General features: G+C 36.8%; 15 protein-coding genes. 13 read left to right on the top strand and 2 right to left on the bottom strand.

All coding sequences use genetic code 11. The features are described 5' to 3' along the window. Nucleotides 1-16: 16 nt before the first annotated feature. Both Q1A60_RS17950 and Q1A60_RS17955 read right to left on the bottom strand, forming a co-directional pair. A complete protein-coding gene (locus Q1A60_RS17950; protein ID WP_299767691.1) occupies nucleotides 17-961 on the bottom strand; it encodes a transcription antitermination protein NusB in 945 nt (314 codons plus the stop codon). Nucleotides 962-1,064: 103 nt separating this feature from the next. Further along, nucleotides 1,065-2,162, bottom strand: a complete 1,098-nt coding sequence (locus tag Q1A60_RS17955) for a Glu/Leu/Phe/Val dehydrogenase (protein ID WP_299767692.1) — start codon at nucleotides 2,160-2,162, stop codon at nucleotides 1,065-1,067. 136 nt (nucleotides 2,163-2,298) lie between these two features. On the opposite strand from Q1A60_RS17955, the gene Q1A60_RS17960 reads away from it, so the two are divergent. The 13 genes from Q1A60_RS17960 (at nucleotide 2,299) to Q1A60_RS18020 (ending at nucleotide 19,243) form a co-directional block, all read left to right on the top strand. Beyond that, nucleotides 2,299-4,050 carry an ABC transporter ATP-binding protein gene (locus Q1A60_RS17960; RefSeq protein WP_299767693.1) on the top strand — a complete coding sequence of 584 codons (1,752 nt, stop codon included), beginning with the start codon at nucleotides 2,299-2,301 and terminating at the stop codon, nucleotides 4,048-4,050. A 77-nt stretch (nucleotides 4,051-4,127) separates the two neighbouring features. Beyond that, entirely contained in the window at nucleotides 4,128-4,520 is a 393-nt protein-coding gene (locus tag Q1A60_RS17965) for a PUR family DNA/RNA-binding protein (protein ID WP_299767694.1), read from the top strand. 201 nt (nucleotides 4,521-4,721) lie between these two features. Next, nucleotides 4,722-7,235 carry a M14 family metallopeptidase gene (locus Q1A60_RS17970; RefSeq protein ID WP_299767695.1) on the top strand — a complete coding sequence of 838 codons (2,514 nt, stop codon included), beginning with the start codon at nucleotides 4,722-4,724 and terminating at the stop codon, nucleotides 7,233-7,235. Nucleotides 7,236-7,244: 9 nt separating this feature from the next. After that, nucleotides 7,245-7,733 carry a YdeI/OmpD-associated family protein gene (locus Q1A60_RS17975; protein ID WP_299767696.1) on the top strand — a complete coding sequence of 163 codons (489 nt, stop codon included), beginning with the start codon at nucleotides 7,245-7,247 and terminating at the stop codon, nucleotides 7,731-7,733. A gap of 81 nt (nucleotides 7,734-7,814) precedes the next feature. After that, the gene (locus tag Q1A60_RS17980; RefSeq protein WP_299767697.1) at nucleotides 7,815-8,405 is read left to right on the top strand and encodes a superoxide dismutase family protein; all 591 of its coding nucleotides are present in this window, start codon (nucleotides 7,815-7,817) and stop codon (nucleotides 8,403-8,405) included. A gap of 98 nt (nucleotides 8,406-8,503) precedes the next feature. Then, entirely contained in the window at nucleotides 8,504-8,983 is a 480-nt protein-coding gene (locus Q1A60_RS17985; RefSeq protein WP_299767698.1) for a hypothetical protein, read from the top strand. Nucleotides 8,984-9,013: 30 nt separating this feature from the next. After that, nucleotides 9,014-9,544 (top strand): hypothetical protein, encoded by a 531-nt coding sequence (locus tag Q1A60_RS17990; protein ID WP_299767699.1) that lies wholly within the window; start codon nucleotides 9,014-9,016, stop codon nucleotides 9,542-9,544. 2 nt (nucleotides 9,545-9,546) lie between these two features. After that, nucleotides 9,547-10,143 (top strand): YdeI/OmpD-associated family protein, encoded by a 597-nt coding sequence (locus Q1A60_RS17995; RefSeq protein ID WP_299767700.1) that lies wholly within the window; start codon nucleotides 9,547-9,549, stop codon nucleotides 10,141-10,143. Between the two features lie 153 nt (nucleotides 10,144-10,296). Further along, the gene (locus tag Q1A60_RS18000; protein ID WP_299767701.1) at nucleotides 10,297-11,547 is read left to right on the top strand and encodes an amidohydrolase family protein; all 1,251 of its coding nucleotides are present in this window, start codon (nucleotides 10,297-10,299) and stop codon (nucleotides 11,545-11,547) included. Next, nucleotides 11,544-12,923 carry an amidohydrolase family protein gene (locus tag Q1A60_RS18005; RefSeq protein ID WP_299767702.1) on the top strand — a complete coding sequence of 460 codons (1,380 nt, stop codon included), beginning with the start codon at nucleotides 11,544-11,546 and terminating at the stop codon, nucleotides 12,921-12,923. The genes Q1A60_RS18000 and Q1A60_RS18005 overlap by 4 nt, the downstream gene beginning before the upstream one ends. Before the next feature lie 30 nt (nucleotides 12,924-12,953). Continuing rightward, the gene (locus tag Q1A60_RS18010; RefSeq protein WP_299767703.1) at nucleotides 12,954-13,823 is read left to right on the top strand and encodes a DUF2911 domain-containing protein; all 870 of its coding nucleotides are present in this window, start codon (nucleotides 12,954-12,956) and stop codon (nucleotides 13,821-13,823) included. A gap of 442 nt (nucleotides 13,824-14,265) precedes the next feature. Next, nucleotides 14,266-15,660: a hypothetical protein gene (locus Q1A60_RS18015; protein WP_299767704.1), complete on the top strand. Its 1,395-nt coding sequence runs from the start codon at nucleotides 14,266-14,268 to the stop codon at nucleotides 15,658-15,660. A 256-nt stretch (nucleotides 15,661-15,916) separates the two neighbouring features. After that, a complete protein-coding gene (locus Q1A60_RS18020) occupies nucleotides 15,917-19,243 on the top strand; it encodes an amidohydrolase family protein (protein WP_299767705.1) in 3,327 nt (1,108 codons plus the stop codon). The last annotated feature ends 39 nt before the right edge of the window (nucleotides 19,244-19,282 follow it).

Raw genomic sequence — 19,282 nt, forward strand, 5'->3', positions numbered from 1 at the left:
ATGTTATTTTAAAACATTACTCAAGACCTCTTCCTTCTTTCTTAAATTTATTTGTTTTTTGGTATTCTTTTACGAGTTTATCTAGTATTCCATTAATAAATATGCTGCTCTTTGGCGTAGAATATTCTTTAGCAATTTCTAAATACTCGTTAATAGTAGCTTTTACAGGAATAGAAGGAAATTTTAAGAATTCACACAATGCCATTTTAATCAATACGAAATCTACATCGGCAATACGTTCTTTATCCCAATTAGGTGTGTTTTTCTCTATCTCTTCACTTAAAAAGGCATTATTTCCAAAAGTTTGCTCTAATAATTCAATACTAAACATCTTATCATCTTCATTTTTGAATAAACTAGGAAGAAAAAGACTTTCTGGAGAATTAGGTTTTACTTTCTGTAATCTTTTTAAGACTGTCATATTTACGATAGGAAGATCATCTATCCAAGTAATTCTACTATCTTCTATATAATCGTATAGCTTATCATTAGGTGCGATTAATTCTGTATACCATTGTATCACAAAATCTTTTGCACTTTTAAAATCCGAAGTAGCGTCATTCATATAGTTTTCATAAAGATCACTCGCGATGAGTTCATTAAATATGACTGCAACATACTCATCATCCATACGCCAATTTTTCAGCTTACGCTTGTCAAGTTCGTCTTGTAATAAAGCATTATCACTTAGTTTTACAAGAACCTCATTGGTAATAAACTTTCTGTTTGGATTTTTTTCTTCTTCGGTAGCAAGAATTTTTTTAGACAGTTTTTCTGAGTGCGCTTTCGCGAAAGCGTGTACCTCCACCATCATATCTAGCATTAATAGGTATAGGTTATATACCTGTGCTATACTATCGTTTACAAATTTACCTTCTACCTGGAGATTATTATTCTCCTTGCATCCCATTGCATAAATGGTTTGCATCACCTTCACTCGAATGTGTCTTCTATTAAGCATAGCTACAAAGAACTTTTTTCTTTTAAATAAATTAAAAAAGGGATTTTATCTTTATTGATAAAATCCCTGCGAAAATACATATTTTTATAAGTAGTATTCCTACTTATTTTTGATTTTTACGTGCTTCAATACGTTCTAATGCAACTTTAAGAGCTGCTTGATGTGTTGTAATGTTACTAGTTTCTGCGGTACGCATGATTTCTAGTGTTGTATCATAAATATTTTCTGTCTTACGGATGATTTCTTGTTTTCCATAATTTTCGAGCTCTGCATATACATTAATAATACCTCCTGCATTAATTAAGAAATCTGGAGCATATACAATCCCTTTTTGCTGTAATAAAGATCCATGTATATTTTCATCAGCTAGTTGGTTGTTTGCTGCTCCTGCAATTACTTTTGCTTGTATTTTGTTAACTGTTTCATCATTAACAGTAGCACCTAATGCACAAGGAGCATAGATGTCCATAGGAACGCTATATACATCATCACCTCTATAGATCTCTGCACCGTACTTTTTACTAACCTCCTCTAGACGTGCTTCATTAATATCACTTATAATCACATTACCTCCTTCGTTAGTGACATGTTCTACAAGTACTTCTCCTACGTGTCCAATACCTTGTACAAGAACAGTACGTCCTTCTAAATTATCAGAACCAAATGTATATTTTGAAGCTGCTTTCATTCCCATAAAAACACCATAAGCAGTAATAGGAGAAGGATTTCCTGCGCCTCCTTTACTTTCTGAAATCCCAGTTACATATGGAGTCACTTCACGTACTAAATCCATATCTGCTGTTTCCATTCCTACGTCTTCAGCAGTAATATATTTTCCACTAAGAGAATGTACAAACTCTCCAAAACGTTTCATTAATTCTGGTGTCTTCTGAGTTTTGGCATCTCCTATAATAACAGCTTTACCACCACCTAAATTAAGACCTGTAATCGCACTCTTGAAAGACATCCCTCTAGATAAACGAAGTACATCATTTAATGCATCCCACTCTGTTGCATAATTCCACATACGGGTACCTCCAAGTGCTGGACCTAGAACTGTATTATGTATCCCAATGATTGCTTTTAATCCTGTATCTTTGTCATTGCAAAAAACAATTTGTTCGTGATCATTGAAAGAAAGCTGTCCAAAAACTGGGTCTGCTTTTTTTAGTTCTTGAGGGGTAAGTATATCTGCAGTCATAACTATATTTATAAAGTGAATATTTTATCTTTTTACTAAAAAGATCGTGCAAAAATAACGAATAGTTCAATTTGTTGATGCAAAATTGACGTTAAAATGAGAATTTGTTAATAAAATATATGTATTCCATTCATAAATGAAAGCCCTTACATCCTTAAACCACTACTTTTTACGCTATAAATGGAGACTGATCATTGGTATTTTTACCATTATTGCTGCACGCTTTTTTGCAGTTACTGTGGTGACACTTGTAGGTACGTCTGTAGAAATTATAGAAAAATATACTTCAACTAAGATTACCTATACTCAATTTGTTGATGAATTAGAAAACTCTTTATTACTATTATTAGGAGCTGTTTTTTTATCAGGCTTTTTTACATTTTTAATGCGTCAACTCGTTATTGTTGTCTCTCGCTATATAGAAGCAGATCTTAAAGATGACATCTATGCTCAATACCAAAGACTATCATTAGGGTTCTATAAAAAAAATAGAACAGGAGATTTAATGAATCGTATTAGTGAAGATGTAGGAAAGGTACGTATGTATGTAGGACCTGCGATTATGTATATGCTTACAGCCTTAGTGCTGTTTGCGACCGTAATCCCATATATGTATACTACAGCGCCAAGTTTAACGCTATATACACTTATCCCCTTACCCATTTTATCTATCGCTATTTATAAATTAAGCCGTGAGATTCATAAACGAAGTACAATCGTTCAAGAATACTTATCAAAATTAACAACGTTTACGCAAGAATCATTTAGTGGAATATCTGTCATAAAAGCATATACATTAGAAGGCTATACACATCAGGGGTTTTCGAGATTAAGTGATGATAGTAAAAATAAAAACCTAGACTTAGTAAAAGTGCAAGCATTCTTTTTTCCATTAATGATTGGACTTATAGGATCTAGTAACTTATTGGTTATATATATTGGGGGGAATCAATATATTAATGATCAAATAAAACTAGAAACGCTTGTAGAGTTTATCATGTTTGTAAATATGCTCACCTGGCCCGTCGCTACTGTAGGGTGGGTTACTTCTATTATAAAAGCAGCCGAAGCATCACAAATAAGGATTAATGAGTTTTTGAAGATTGAACCAGAAATTCAAAATACTATAGAAACTTCTACTCCTATTCAAGGACGTATTACATTTGACAATGTGAGTTTTACCTATGAAGACACTAATATTACAGCTCTTAAAAATGTAAGCTTCTCTATTGAAAAAGGAAAAACATTAGCTATTATTGGACGTACTGGTTCTGGAAAATCGACTATATTGGAACTTATAGGTCGATTATATGATGTGACTTCTGGAGAAATACGTATTGACGACACCCCTATTCTCAATATAAATTTAAATGATTTACGTACATCTATAGGATATGTACCTCAAGATGCTTTCTTATTTTCTGATAGCATTAAAGAAAACATCAAGTTTGGAGCACCAAATGCTACAGATGAAGAAGTAATTACTTATGCAAAAGCTGCTGTCGTTCATCAAAATATCATAGACTTTAAAGAAACATATGATACTATTTTAGGAGAACGAGGCATCACACTATCTGGAGGGCAAAAACAACGAGTATCTATTGCTAGAGCACTTATAAATAAACCAAAACTCATTCTGCTAGATGATTCTTTGAGTGCTGTTGATACGGAAACTGAGGAACAAATTTTAGAAAATCTTAACATAATTAACAAAGATTCGACTACTATAATCGTTAGTCATAGAATATCTTCGGCAAAAAATGCAGATCAAATTATAATTCTTGATGAAGGAAAAATAACTCAGCAAGGCACTCATAATCAGCTTATAAAAGAAGAAGGATATTACAAAGAGTTATATATAAAACAATTAGATGAGAAAGAAATGTAAAAAAAAATTGGGCGACATTCTTTTTTTTATCATTTTTGAGCAAGGAATTACTAAAAAACTAAAACTACAAATTGACTATGGGTGATTATGATTCGAGGGATAATGAAGAAATTTTCTCAAAAGTATTAAGAGCTGGAAGAAGAACATATTTCTTTGATGTACGTTCTACAAAAGCAGGAGATTATTATTTAACCATTACAGAAAGTAAAAAGTTTACAAATGATGATGGTTCATTTCACTTTAAAAAGCACAAAATTTATCTTTATAAGGAAGATTTTTCTGGATTTACAGATATCTTAAATGAAATGACTTCATATATCCTTCAAGAAAAAGGAGAAGAAGTGATCAGTGATCGCCATCAAAGTAATTATCAACGCACTGAAGCTGTAGAAGATAATGATGGAACTACAGATGAAGCAGATGCTCCTAATGCAGAAAGCTTTACTAATGTAAATTTTGAAGATATATAAATAGATCTTTAGAAAATAAAATCAAAAAAGCCTATCAATTATGATAGGCTTTTTTGATTAAAATAGTCAATCTCTTTTTTTAAGAGAATATACTTGTTAAAAGCATTCTAAACTTTACAATACACAGGGTTTTTTAGCTTATTTTTAACGTCTCTGGAATAAACCAAACTAATAACTCACTAATAACAAACCAAATACGTTATGCGTTTACTTTACGTTTTTCTATTTTTAACAATTACTTCATCATTTGCTCAAACTGGCAACGTAGATATGTCTTATTATTTACCACAAGATGTATCGTATAATAAAGAAATTCCCACACCCGAAAGTGTGATTGGATTTGTACCAGGAGAATGGCATGTAAGTCATGATAAATTATCTGAGTATATGCGTACACTAGCAGCCGCTAGTGATCGTATTACTATCGAAAATAGAGGATCTACTTTTGAAGGAAGACCTATTTTATTACTTACCATTACATCTCCTTCTAATCATACTCGTATTGAAGACATACGTAAAGAACATGTAAAGCTTACAGAAAGTGGAAGTTCATCACTCAGCACTTCAAATATGCCAATTGTAGTATACCAAGGTTTATCTATACACGGTAACGAGCCTTCTGGCGCAAATGCTGGTTTAGTAGCTGCTTATTATCTAGCTGCTGCTCAAGGGGCAAAAATAGATGCATTACTAGAAAACACCGTCATCTTATTTGATCCTTCCTTTAATCCTGATGGATTGCAACGTTTTGCATATTGGGCAAATACTAATAAAAGTATTAATATCAATGCAGATCCCCAAGATCGTGAGTATAGTGAAGTATGGCCTGGAGGACGTACCAATCACTACTGGTTTGATATGAACCGTGATTGGTTACCCGTACAATTACCAGAATCTAGAGCACGTATTAAAACATTTCACCATTGGTATCCTAATATTTTGACAGACCATCATGAGATGGGAAGTAATGCGACCTTCTTTTTCCAACCAGGCATACAATCTCGTACACATCCACTAACACCAAAATTAAATCAAGAACTCACAAAAAAGATAGGAAACTACCATGCAAAAGCATTAGATAAAATAGGAAGTCTATACTATACTGAGGAAAGCTTTGATGACTTCTATTATGGTAAAGGTTCTACTTTCCCTGATATTAATGGAGGAATTGGAATTTTATTCGAACAAGCAAGCTCTAGAGGTCACGCCCAAGAAACAGATAATGGACTTTTAGAATTTCCATTTACGATCAGAAATCAATTTACAGCGATGCTATCTACACTAGAAGCTTCGCAAGGAATGCGTGCAGAATTATTAGACTATCAAAGAGATTTCTTTAATAAAGCGCGTAGTGAATCTAAAGGTGGAGCTTATGCATTTGGAAGTGAAAAAGACGCCGCTAGTGCCTATCACCTTGCTGAAATATTAAAAAGACACAAGGTAGAAATACATGAAGTAAGTAATAGCTTTCGCGAAAGCGGAAAAGAATACAAAAAAGGATATAGCTACATTGTGCCTAAGAACCAACGTCAGAGTAGACTCATAAAGGCTATGTTTGAAAAACGAACGAAGTTTCAGGACAGTTTATTTTATGATATCTCTGCATGGTCATTTCCATTGGCTTTCGGGTTAAACATCACCGAAAACGCCTCTACTTCTAATGCAGGGCCTGCGATTCAAGAATTACAAAAACGTACACCAAATGCTGTAAATAGAAGTACCTACGGATACTTAATGGAATGGCATGAATACTATACGCCTAAAGTACTTAATAAAATCTTAAATGCTGGCTTACGTGCTAAAGTAGGTATGAAACAATTTAGTCTGGAAGGAAAGTCATATGACTACGGAACTATTCTAATCCCTGTTCAAAATCAAAAAATGGATGCTCAGGAATTAAATGCATTTTTAAGTAATCTTTCAAAGGAAACAACTATTGATATTACTGCGGTAGGTACAGGACTTACAGAAGGTATAGATTTAGGAAGTAATCAGTTTAGAGCAATAGAACCTGCGCAAGTAGCTATTATTGTAGGTGATAGAGTAAATCCATACGATGCTGGAGAAATCTGGCACTTATTTGACACACGCTACGATATGAAAATCACAAAGCTTAATGTGACAAATTTAAACAGAGCAGATTTAAGTCGCTATACAGACATTATTGTACCTGCATCTTACGGTAATTCATTAGATAAATCAAAAACTGAAAAACTAAAAAGCTGGGTAAGAAATGGTGGTACACTTATAGGATACCGTAATGCTGCTAACTGGATGAAAAGAAACGAAATGCTTAACATTAATTTTGAGAAAACAAAAAACCCAGCAAAAGCTGTCAGTTTTGAGCAACGTGGTGATTTTAATGGTGCGCAGGTAATAGGAGGTGCAATTTTTGAAGCAAAGCAAGATCGCTCTCACCCAGTAAACTTTGGATATGAAGATGATCGTATTTCGATGTTTAGAAATACAACCATTTTTATACAACCAGATTCTACGAGTTACAGAAATCCAATTCAGTACACAAAAAATCCATTACAATCTGGATATATTAGTAAAATCAACCTAAAAGCAATTTCTGAAACAAGACCATTTGTACATCAAGGGTCTGGAAGAGGAAAAATTATCTTATTTACAGATAATACTAACTTTAGAGCCTTTTGGTATGGAACCAATAAACTCCTGATGAATGCGATCTTTTTTGGAAGTGAAATGTAAATTACAACCATGCCTACTAGTACGCCTAGATTTCCAGTACATATCACAGGAACTCATGGAATAGTGATTCCTGAAGAATACGCTATTCCATTCCTAGAAACTGGTCAAAAACGCGTGCAGATTAAAGCATTTTTTAAAGAAAATAGTTTTGATTTTCATGGAGCTATACAGAAATATCAAGGACAATACTTTATCAGTTTTGGAAAACGGTATCAAAAAGAATTAGGCGTATTCCCAACAGATTTTTTCGAATTCCAATTACTCGAAAATACCACAGAATATGGAGTCGAAATTCCTGATACAATGAAAGAAGTGATGGATAGCGATCCTGAAGGTCTTTCCTATTTTAAGAAACTTACAGATGGAAGAAAAAGAGGCCTCATCTATTATGTAAAGCGTTTTAAAAACGAACAGACACAAGTAGATAAGTCACTCATGATTTTTGAAAACCTAAAACGAGGTATTACAGACCCCAGAGAATTAATCAAACCACTATAGCAAGATACTTTGGCATCAATAGAAAAACCTGTATATTAGAGTCTGTTTTAAAACCTAATCATTAATATCAAAATAAATCCCATGAAAACAAAATATATAGCTACTGCTATAATCGCTATAGCCTTAGTCGCAAGCTGTAAAAATGATACTAAAACTACTGAAAAAGAGGTCGTAAAAGAAGTTGAAAAGGAAGTAAAAAAAGTAGAGGAAGAAGTCGTCGTAAAAAGAGTTAAAATGGCCTTAGAATCAAAAAGTGATAGTAAGGCAACAGGTAGTGTTCTTTTTGAAGAATCTAATGGTACTGTAAAAATGACTGCTGCGATACATGGTTTATCTGAAGGGACACATGCAATTCATATTCACGCCAAAGCAGATTGCTCTTCTGCCGATGGAAAATCTACAGGAGGTCACTGGAACCCTACCGCTCAACCACATGGAGCATGGGGAGCAGAAGAAGGATATCACAAAGGAGATATTGGAAACTTTGAAGCCGATGAAAAAGGAAACGGTCAAAAAGAATTTTCTACAGACGAATGGTGTATCGGTTGCGGAGATGAAAAGAAAGATATTCTCGGAAAAGCAATTATTGTTCACCAAGGAGTTGATGATTTTACATCACAACCTAGTGGAGCCGCTGGAAAACGCATAAGCTGTGGAGGAATTATTATGTAAATTCAATCATACTATAAATAATACAAAAGCCTTAACACTATAGATATATTGTTAAGGCTTTTCTTTTTAACCCGCTTTATGTATCTTGATATCTGATTATGAAATACTTCTTTTTAATATGGTTTGGTCTCTCTCTATTTGTATACAATCTCAATGAATCTTCTATACCAGCTGTAACAAAAGGAAAACAACATCGCTATTTCCCAAAAGAGCTTACCCAGAAAGGTATCTATTTAGGAATGACATTAAGAAAGCTCAGTAAAAAAAACAAAGAAGCACTTCCGCCAAATACAACCTCTCCTTTTAAGATAGAAGTAGTAGAACCGTCTACCACAGATGATATTGTATCATATACCTATTTATTTACAAAATCAGAAGAACCCCTACTCTATCAAATAATTATAAATTACGCTTCTATGGAAGGTGTACACGATAGAGCTGTAGCATTATTAGGAGCACCAAATCATCAAGGAGAATGGCGTATTGAACCTGAAATAATAAAAGAAGACTTTGAAATGGGAATATGGACTTTTGGTCAAAAATGGGTATACAGCAGTACCCTTGAAGGAGGTGAATGAGAAAAAGGATTTTCTAATTAAAAATATAAGATGACGCTTATTACCACTTGGTTTATCAATCTAGTATTACTTCCCGGTAGAATGCTACACACCATACTGACAAAACACCTTGCAGATCGGTATGATCTACAAGTATACACGATTAATTATCTAGAAATAGCATCAGATAGATCCCAAATAATATATGAATCCCCTACTACATTAAAAGAAAAATATGTACTCGGATTAGGGCCTTTTTTCATATTAAACGGTATTGCGATAAGTCTTTATTATCTTGCGCTTACTGCAGACAACACTACACTATTCTTACTATTTGCATATACAGGAATAGCTGCTTCATATGCTTCATTTCCGACTCCAGAAATTTCATATGAACTTTGGAAAGCAACCCTACAAGAAATTAAAAAAGGAGAAATACTCGCTATTATCTTCCTTATCCCCATCGCAATTATTAATTTCATAAAGATATTCTCCATACTTAGTATAGAGTTTTTATTTGCCATAGGATTACTCATTTGGGTTTCTATAGAAATGAATACAAATCCTTTCGACAAACAATAGATATGAATACAATTCCAGAATTATATTTTCCACGAGATATAGAATGGCGAGCATGGTTACACGAAAACCATGCTACAACGAAAGGCATTTATTTGATCTTTTATAAAGTAGACACAAAAGTCCCAAGCATGCGTTGGGAAGAAGCCGTCAAGGTAGCCCTATGTTATGGTTGGATAGATAGTACTGTCAAAAGTTTAGGAGATGGAAAACGAAGGCAATATTTCTGTCCTCGTAAACCTAAGAGTGTCTGGAGTAAACTGAATAAAACCTATATCATCAACCTCGAAAAACAAGGGCTTATCCATGAAAGCGGTAAACTTATTATAGCTGAGGCAAAAAAAAATGGCTCTTGGACAACATTAGATGGTCCAGAAAACGGTATCATTCCAGAAAATTTACAAAAGGCATTCGATCAAAACTCTGTTGCTTTTGAAAACTATCAAAACTTTGCACCTAGCTACCGTAAGAGTTATTTATACTGGTTGAAGCAAGCAAAACGCGAAGAAACCCAGCAAAAAAGAATACAAGAAATTATTCGCCTCTGTGAAGCAAACGAGAAATCCCGAGACGGTGGTGGCTGGGGGCGAAAAAAGAAATAACTACTTAATAAAAATTGAGATAATACTAAATAAAATTTCCGCTTTCGGCACAGCCGAAGTTTATACTGAGCTTAGTCGAAGTCCGAAAGCGTACACAAAACGAATACCCGCTATGAGATTTCCACCTTCGTGGAAATGAAAAGAATAATACAGATGAAAAAAATAGGATGCTTACTACTAACATTATACCTCACACAACTCTGTGCACAAACCACCCTACAACCAGATGCCGTTTTTGATGGAGAAACCCTTCATAAAGATTGGGTGGTCGTCGTAACCGATAGTATCATTACCTATGCAGGTGTTTCAACTGCTGAAACAGATCGTTATTTTAGAATTCCGCTCGAAGGAATGACGCTAATGCCTGGACTTATAGAAGGGCATTCCCATTTGTTATTACACCCATATAATGAAATCAACTGGAATGATCAAGTACTTAAAGAATCCCATACAGAGAGAGCGATACGAGCTACCGTTCATGCAAAAAACTCCTTATTGGCAGGTATAACCACTATGCGAGATTTAGGTTCTGAAGGCGCTGGATATAGTGATGTATATCTAAAGAAAATGATTGATGAAGGGATTATTCCTGGTCCGCGTTTACTGGTTGCAGGACCTGCTATTGTCGCTACGGGAGCCTATGGCCCCAAAGGATTTCACGAAGGGGTTACTGTTCCTCTTGGGGCTGAAACTGCTAGTGGTACCACCGAAGTCATCAAAGCCGTGCGTAGACAAATAGGAAACGGGGCTGATTTCATAAAAATTTATGCCGACTATCGTTGGCGCTCTGGAGAACCTTCGCAAGCCACTTTTTTACAAGAAGAATTAGACGCTATGATTGCTGCAGCAGAAAGTGCCGGAAGATATGCTGTAGCACATGCAGGTACGCCTGAAGGAATGAAAAGAGCCATTCTCGCTGGTGTCGAAACTATTGAGCACGGAGATGGAGGCACCTTAGAAACCTTCAAACTCATGAAAGAAAAAGGAGTCGCCTTCTATCCTACACTCGCTGCAGGAGATGCCATTACGCGTTATAAAGGTTGGCGAAAAGGAATTGATCCAGATCCAGACCGCATTCGTACCAAGAAAAAAACATTCGCACTCGCATTACAATCGGGTGTAACGATTGGTTTTGGAGGTGATGTTGGTGTGTATACCCATGGAGAAAACTATCGCGAACTCGAACTTATGGTTGAATATGGGATGACACCCATACAAACCTTAAAAGCAGCGACGTCTATCAATGCAAACGTATTCCATTTGGATAAATTAGGAATTATCAAAGAAGGATTCTGGGCAGATCTCATTGCCGTTCCTGGTGATCCTACCAAAGATATTACTGTAATGAGAAACGTCACCTTTGTCATGAAAAATGGAAAAGTATATAAACAAGAGAAGTTATGAGAATATATTATTATCTAATTTCAGTATTTATCTTGATTTCTTGTCAGCAAAAGGTACACATAGAACCTCTTTATGAAGTCGCTATTGTAAATGCAAACATCATTGATGAAACAGGAACGTTATGGGATACACCACATACCCTTTTTATAAAAGCGGATACCATTGCAGCAATCGAGCCAACTGATCTCGAAAAAGATATCGCTGAACACACTATCAATGCGACAGGAAATTATGTATTACCTGGCTTTTGGGATAACCACGTACATTTTCGCGGAGGCGAACAACTTATCAATCAAAACGAGAAGTTCTTAGAACAGTACATCAACTATGGAATCACTACTGTACGTGATGCAGGTGGTGATCTCACACCTCAAGTACAACAATGGAATCAAGAAATTCAAGCAAATGAACGCATGGGTCCTACCATTTATACATCTGGCCCTAAACTAGACGGTCCGAATGCCCGTTGGGAAGGTTCACTTCCTGTAGATTCTCAAGAAAGTATTAACGATGCATTAGACTCTTTACAATCCCTACACACTGATTATGTGAAAATTTACGATAGTACGCTTTCGCGAAAGCAATACCTGGATATTATCAAAACAGCAGAAACGCGTGATATGATCACTTCTGGACATATGCCTTTTACCGTCGAATTACAGGAAGCTATTGACGCTGGTCTGGACAATATTGAGCATTTATATTATGTCTTAAAAGGCTGCTCTTCTCAGGAAACAGAAATTACCCAACAGATTATTGATGGCTCGCTTGGTTTTTGGGGAAGTATGGAACAACTCATTGCGACCTATGATGAGACCACTGCACAACAAACGTTTGCGCGTCTAAAAGCAAGCAATACATTTGTCACGCCTACGCTTCATATTGGAGATGTATTAAGCTATTTGGATGAAGTAGATCATTCACAAGACACTTATCTTTCACATTTGGAAGATGCCTTTATCAAAACGTATGAAGGCCGTAATAAAAGGGCTATAAACGCTTCCGCGAAAGCGAAAAAAGACCGAAAAGAACTGCAAACATTCTTTATCAAACTCACGAAATCCTTACACGATGCAGGCGTGCAACTCTTGGCTGGGTCTGATTGTGGAGCCTACAACTCGTACACATATCCAGGACCATCGCTTCATAAAGAACTAGAACAAATGGTACAAGCTGGTTTAACGCCGTTACAAGCCTTACAAACTTCTGGATACAATGGAAGCCAATTTTTACAGAAAGATGGTTACGGTATTGCTGTAGGTAATAAAGCAGATTTGGTGATATTAGAAAAAAATCCGCTAGAAAACATTAGGAATACGCAAAGCATACGACATACCATCAAAAATGGGGTTGTATACACTATCTCCAGAGATTAATACATACGTTTATTCTTTAAAAAAACACTTATGAATACCATCAAAACGATTGTTTGCACCATCCTATTGGCTGTTTCAATAACTAGTACTGCACAAATCACAAAACCAAGTTTAAGTCCTAAAGTTGTTACACAACAACAGGTGGGGCTTGCTAATTTTACCCTAGAATACGGACAACCAAACAAACAAGGAAGAACCATTTTTGGTGGATTGATACCTTATAATAAACTCTGGCGTACGGGTGCGAATGCCTCTACAAAGATTACCGTAGATACAGACGTTACGTTTGCAGGCAATGCAGTTCCTGCAGGAACTTATGGATTATATAGTATTCCATCACAAAAAGAATGGACCATCATTTTAAGTAAAAATAGCAAACGTTGGGGCGCTGGTGGATATGATGCATCAGAAGATCTCGTACGTTTTAAAGTTCCTTCTATTCCTTTAGAAAATACGCTAGAAACCTTTACTATCCATTTTGAAAACTTCAATACCAATGGTGGTGATTTGATCATTGCATGGGAAAATACCAAAATAAAAATCCCAGTTTTTGTAGATTCTGACAAGGCTATCTTTTCAGAAATTGAAACCAAAATCACCAACGCAACAGGAGAGGTTACAGCAGCAACCTATTTTGATGCAGCGCAATTTTACTATCTTAAAGGAAAAGATCTAGATAAAGCGGTTACTTGGTTTGATAAAGCCATCGAATTACGTCCGGGTGCTTTTTGGTATGTGTATTACAGAGGCGAATTGGCATTACAACTCAACGATATCAAAACAGCAAAAGCATACGCAACACGATGCCTAGAAGCTGCTAAAAAAAGTACCGCTAGTGATTTTGGATATATTGCTAAAGCAACCTTGTTACTAGAAAGAATAGAAGCTACTGGGAGGTAGTTTTTATTTTAAATAAAACTTGTCAAGTCATTTCGACAAAGCGTAGCGCCGAGAAATCCCACAAGTGGCTCTATTCAATTTCAATTTCTAAGAACTCACTGTTATGTGATTTCTCGTCACTCGTTCCTCGCTCTGTCGAAATGACTACACATTGTCAAACTGAGCTTGTCGAAGTTTTTCTTATTAAGAGCCTTTCGACAAGAGGCTAATGACAATTAACTTATTGTAGTCATTTTCAGATAACTTAGTTTATTTCACTGTCAGTTAGTTATCAAAAACTCATACCATAAAATTTCGTTCCCATTCTAAAGATTACGCCTCTCATGCTATTTTCTCTCTGAGTTTTAAGATCAATTTCGATATTTAGATAAAGAAAACAATTGATATATAGCTATGTATATAGCTGTAATCTCTTTATTACGAACCACTAAAACATGACCCCATGTCAACAACAAAACCTTTAAGTAGGCAATACCTACTTGCGCCCGGCGTAAAAATCAAAAGTGCAACAATAACCAATCAAGCAGCTGGTTACTTCTCTTTAACAGAAGGAGGAGCACACGTAAATACTGTAGAAGCCACTGGCGGTAGCAACACTACCGCTCCAACAGCTGTTACTTTTTATGTGTACAATACAGAACCTTACTCTACCGCCCATGTGGAGATAGAATATTACCATGATATACCTCATCCAAAAAGTACCGAACTAAAGACAGCTTCTTTTACCATCACTTTTAAACTATCCGGAACTACCTATTGGGAACAACAAGGTTCAACTATTCTTCCTACCTCTGGAAATAGTGGTACCTTACCTATAGTACCGCCTACAGGTAATACAGGAGCTGGTCCTGAAACATTAAATAAACAGATGGTATACTTGCTCGATGTGAGCACAACCGGTAATATGCTTTTTAGAGGAAACTCTCCTTTAGCAGGACATGATCAACCTATTGATTTTACAACCCTACATAATTATATGAAGGAGCAATATGAGTTTCAAGCCAAAGGTGTGACTACTTATAAACCGTTTCCTAATATCGGAGAATATGTTTTATGCGAAGTAGCACTCTTAAGTGAAGCTTCAGAAACCTATGAAATAGCCTCTAGTATTGGATCCTATGGTAGTCAGAGTACTCAAGAAGCAATACAAAAACAAATTAAAGCAGGCACCAATGTAAAAGAGATCATAGATAATAATCTACCGAATTCTACAACGTCATATCCTGCCGATCCTTTAACAACACCTACCGCTATAAAAGATGGTAGCATCTATGCACACATGTATCTCTGGCAAGTACAACCAGGCGAAGACAATTATGATCTTGCTCATGCACAGCAGTTATACAAAATGGTCAACACACAACAGAACTTTAAAGTGCCATATACAGAAGTAACCTTACCTGTGATGTATTATATCCATTGTTGTAATGGTCATGATCGTACCGGTATTATCTCTTCTATTTACATGATAGAAAAAAGTAACAAAGCCTTCCCAACAGAAAATTCAGGAGGCGATCTCACCTATCAATACATACGAGGAACCACGCTTAATATACTTACTGCAAATCAAAACGGACCGCAACTCTATACAAATTGCACCTATTACAACGGTCCTAATAAAGGTAAAAATGCACCTAACAAATCGCGTTGCTTTTTAATACATGCCGCAGACAACCCAAATTTCGTGTATCGAAAAACGGTAGAAGATGCTTATAATACCATTAAAGGCAATAATACAGCTTCCGCGAAAACCATAAATAGTGATGCCGAACAAGGTAGTGCGGCAACTGCTGTATATGTGATGGATGATCCTTCTGTTGTACCACCTACGAGTTAGATACTATAGACATAGCCTTATATATATTAAAAAGTCCTAGCTACAGATAGTTAGGGCTTTTGTATTACACAAATAATACAGCTCTTCACTGATACTCCCCTTAACACCTCTTTAACATTCCTACCCTACCCAATTCCGTACCTTAGAAACTTATTAGTTTTATCTAAAAATGAATGGAGATACCATCCATCATTTCTCCCTCTGGGAGAAACAGGAATGAGGGCTACCCCTAATAAATGTCATTCATTTTTATATCATGAAAGCAACCATAATGACCAAAAAACTCATCATTGCATGTATTGCGTTAACACTTGCAATTCCGGCAACGGCACAAAAGAAAAAGAAGAAAAACAAAAAAGACAAAGACGCTAAAGAAGCCAAATGGGATGTTGCCAACCCCGGAGATGGTTTTAACTACCAACCACATTCCTTTACCACCGATGAAGGGACTTGGATGAATCTGGATGTTAGTCCTGATGGGAAGACGGTGGTGTTTGATCTCATGGGAGATATTTACACCATGCCTATCACTGGCGGAAAAGCCAATCCACTCCGTACAGGAATTCCCTTTGAAGTACAACCGCGATTCTCTCCTGACGGAACGAAAATCTCATTTACAAGTGATGCAGGCGGAGGTGATAATATTTGGGTGATGAATGCAGATGGTAGTAATGCTAAACAAGTCACCAAAGAAAACTTTCGACTCCTAAATAATGCCACTTGGACAGCCGATGGACAATATTTGATTGCGCGTAAGCACTTTACATCTGGGCGTTCCTTAGGTGCTGGGGAGATGTGGCAGTATCATCATACAGGTGGTAGCGGTTTACAACTCACCAAACGTAAAAACGATCAGCAGGATGTGAATGAGCCTTCGGTTTCGCCTGATGGAAAATATTTATATTATAGTGAAGATGTATATCCAGGCGGATTCTTCCAATACAACAAAGATCCAAACAAGCAGATTTATGTAATTCAACGCTATCATTTTGAGGATGGAAAAATCCAAACCCTCACCAATGGTCCTGGAGGTGCTGCACGCCCTACAGTGTCACCAGATGGGAAATTGTTAGCATTTATCAAGCGTGTTCGCACCAAATCAGTATTATATATTCATGATTTAACCACGGGCGAAGAATGGCCTGTATATGATGCGCTAAATAAAGATCAGCAGGAGGCTTGGGCGATTTTTGGCGTGTATCCTAACTTTGATTGGATGCCTAATAACGAAGAACTCGTATTCTGGTCAGGTGGGAAAATCAATAAAGTCAATATCAAAAATTACAATCATAGTGTGATTCCATTTACAGCCGATGTAACGCTTCAAATTGCAGAAACGGTGCATTTTAAATCCCCTGTCGCTCCCGAGGAGTTTGATGTGAAAGTGATCAGACATGCCACAACGTCTCCTGATGGTAAGACACTTGTTTTTAGCGCACTTGGAAAATTATACAAAAAAGCATTACCAAACGGAACACCACAACGTATTACGGCTCAAAACGAAGATTTTGAATTTGAACCTTCTTTTTCGGCAGATGGACAACGTCTTGTGTATGTAACATGGAATGATGAAAACTACGGAAGCATTCGCACGATTTCTATCAACGGTGGTACCTCACAGAAGCTCACCTCAGAAAAAGGGATTTATAGGACGCCCGCTTTCGCGAAAGCGTATAATAGCATCATCTATCGTAAAGAGCCACGTAACACAGATCAGGGATTGGCATTTGCTAAAAAACCAGGAATCTATACCTTAACGCAAGGACAACAGCCGAAACTTATTACGCAAAACGGAGAATATCCTATGTATAGCGCCGATGGGAAACGTATATTTTTACAAACAGGAGGTACGTATTTTGGAAACCTTACCAAGAGTTTGATTTCTGTAAACCTTGATGGAAAAGACGAACGTACACACGTGACCTCAAAATATGCTAACAGATTGGTACCGAGTCCAGATAACAAATGGATTGCCTATACCAATCTTCACAAGGCTTTTGTAGCGCCTTTAGTGATGAATGGGCAAAAAATTGATTTGGATAACAATTCGAAATATGTTCCCGTATCTCAGATTGCAAAAGATGCAGGGATCAACTTACATTGGTCACCTAACAGCCAGAAAGTGATGTGGACATTGGGCGATCAGTATTTCTCTAACGAACTCAAAAACAGATTTACATTCTTAGCTGGATCGCCAGAGAAAGTACCAGAAATGGATGTAACGGGAATTCCTATTTCGCTTAAAGCGAAAACAGATAAACCTTCAGGCGTTACTGCATTTACCAATGCACGTATCATCACCATGGAAGGAGATGAAGTAATTGAAAACGGAACGATTGTCGTTACGGATAATAAAATCACGACGATTGGGCAAAATGTTTCTATTCCCGCTGGCGCGAAAACAATTGACGTTTCAGGAAAGACCATTATGCCAGGGATGGTAGATGCACATGCCCACGTAGGGGCTTTCCGCTATGGATTACCTTCTCAAAAACATTGGCCATTTTATGCCAATCTTGCGTTTGGAGTCACGACCTCACATGACCCAAGTGCGAATACAGAGACGATTTTCACGTTAAGTGAACTTTTAAAAAGCGGTGATATGGTAGGGCCTCGCCTCTACTCTACGGGTTTTATCCTGTATGGCGCTGATGGTGATTTTAAAGCTGTGATTAATAACATAGACGATGCCCGATCAGCGATCCGTCGTACGAAAGCTTTTGGTGCAAAATCAGTAAAGAGTTATAACCAACCACGACGTGAGCAACGTCAGCAAGTGATGCAAGCGGCTCGCGAATTAGGAATTAATGTCGTACCTGAAGGTGGATCTACATTCTATACCAATATGACCATGATTATGGACGGACATACAGGGGTAGAGCATAATATTCCAGTAGCACCTGTGTATAAAGACGTACTAGAATTATGGAGTGCAAGTGATACAGGGTATACACCAACACTTATCGTAAATTATGGAGGTGTAAATGGAGAATTCTATTTCTATCAAAATGATCAGGTGTGGGAAAATGAAAAGCTGTTAAAGTATACACCACGCACGTTGGTAGATTCCAGAGCACGTCACCGTACCATGATACCTGATGAGGAATATAAAAACGGTCATATCTTAACGTCTGAAACGGTAACGGCTTTAGCAAATAAAGGTGTAAAAGTAAATATGGGCGCACATGGTCAGTTACAAGGACTTGGAGCGCACTGGGAAACGTGGATGTTACAACAAGGTGGGATGACCAATTTACAAGCACTACAAGCTGCTACAATTAACGGTGCTGAGTATATCGGCGCAGGTGATGAAATTGGTTCGTTGAAAGTAGGTAAACTTGCCGATTTGATTATCATTGATGGGAATCCTCTTGAGAATATTAGAGATACAGAACAGGTAACGCATACCATGGTGAATGGTCGCCTATATGATACATCAACCATGAATGAAGTCGGAAATACGGCTAAAGAGCGTGGAGAATTCTGGTGGGAAAACACCAAGCAAAGCGAAGCCTTCCCTTGGCATGAGCAGAGTAATAGTTTTACAATACCTGGATGCGGATGTCATGTAGGGCATCAGTAAGCCCCCTAACCCCCGAAGGGGGAATAAAAAGGACTCTCG

The organism is uncultured Dokdonia sp., from assembly GCF_947492535.1.
Taxonomy (GTDB): domain Bacteria; phylum Bacteroidota; class Bacteroidia; order Flavobacteriales; family Flavobacteriaceae; genus Dokdonia.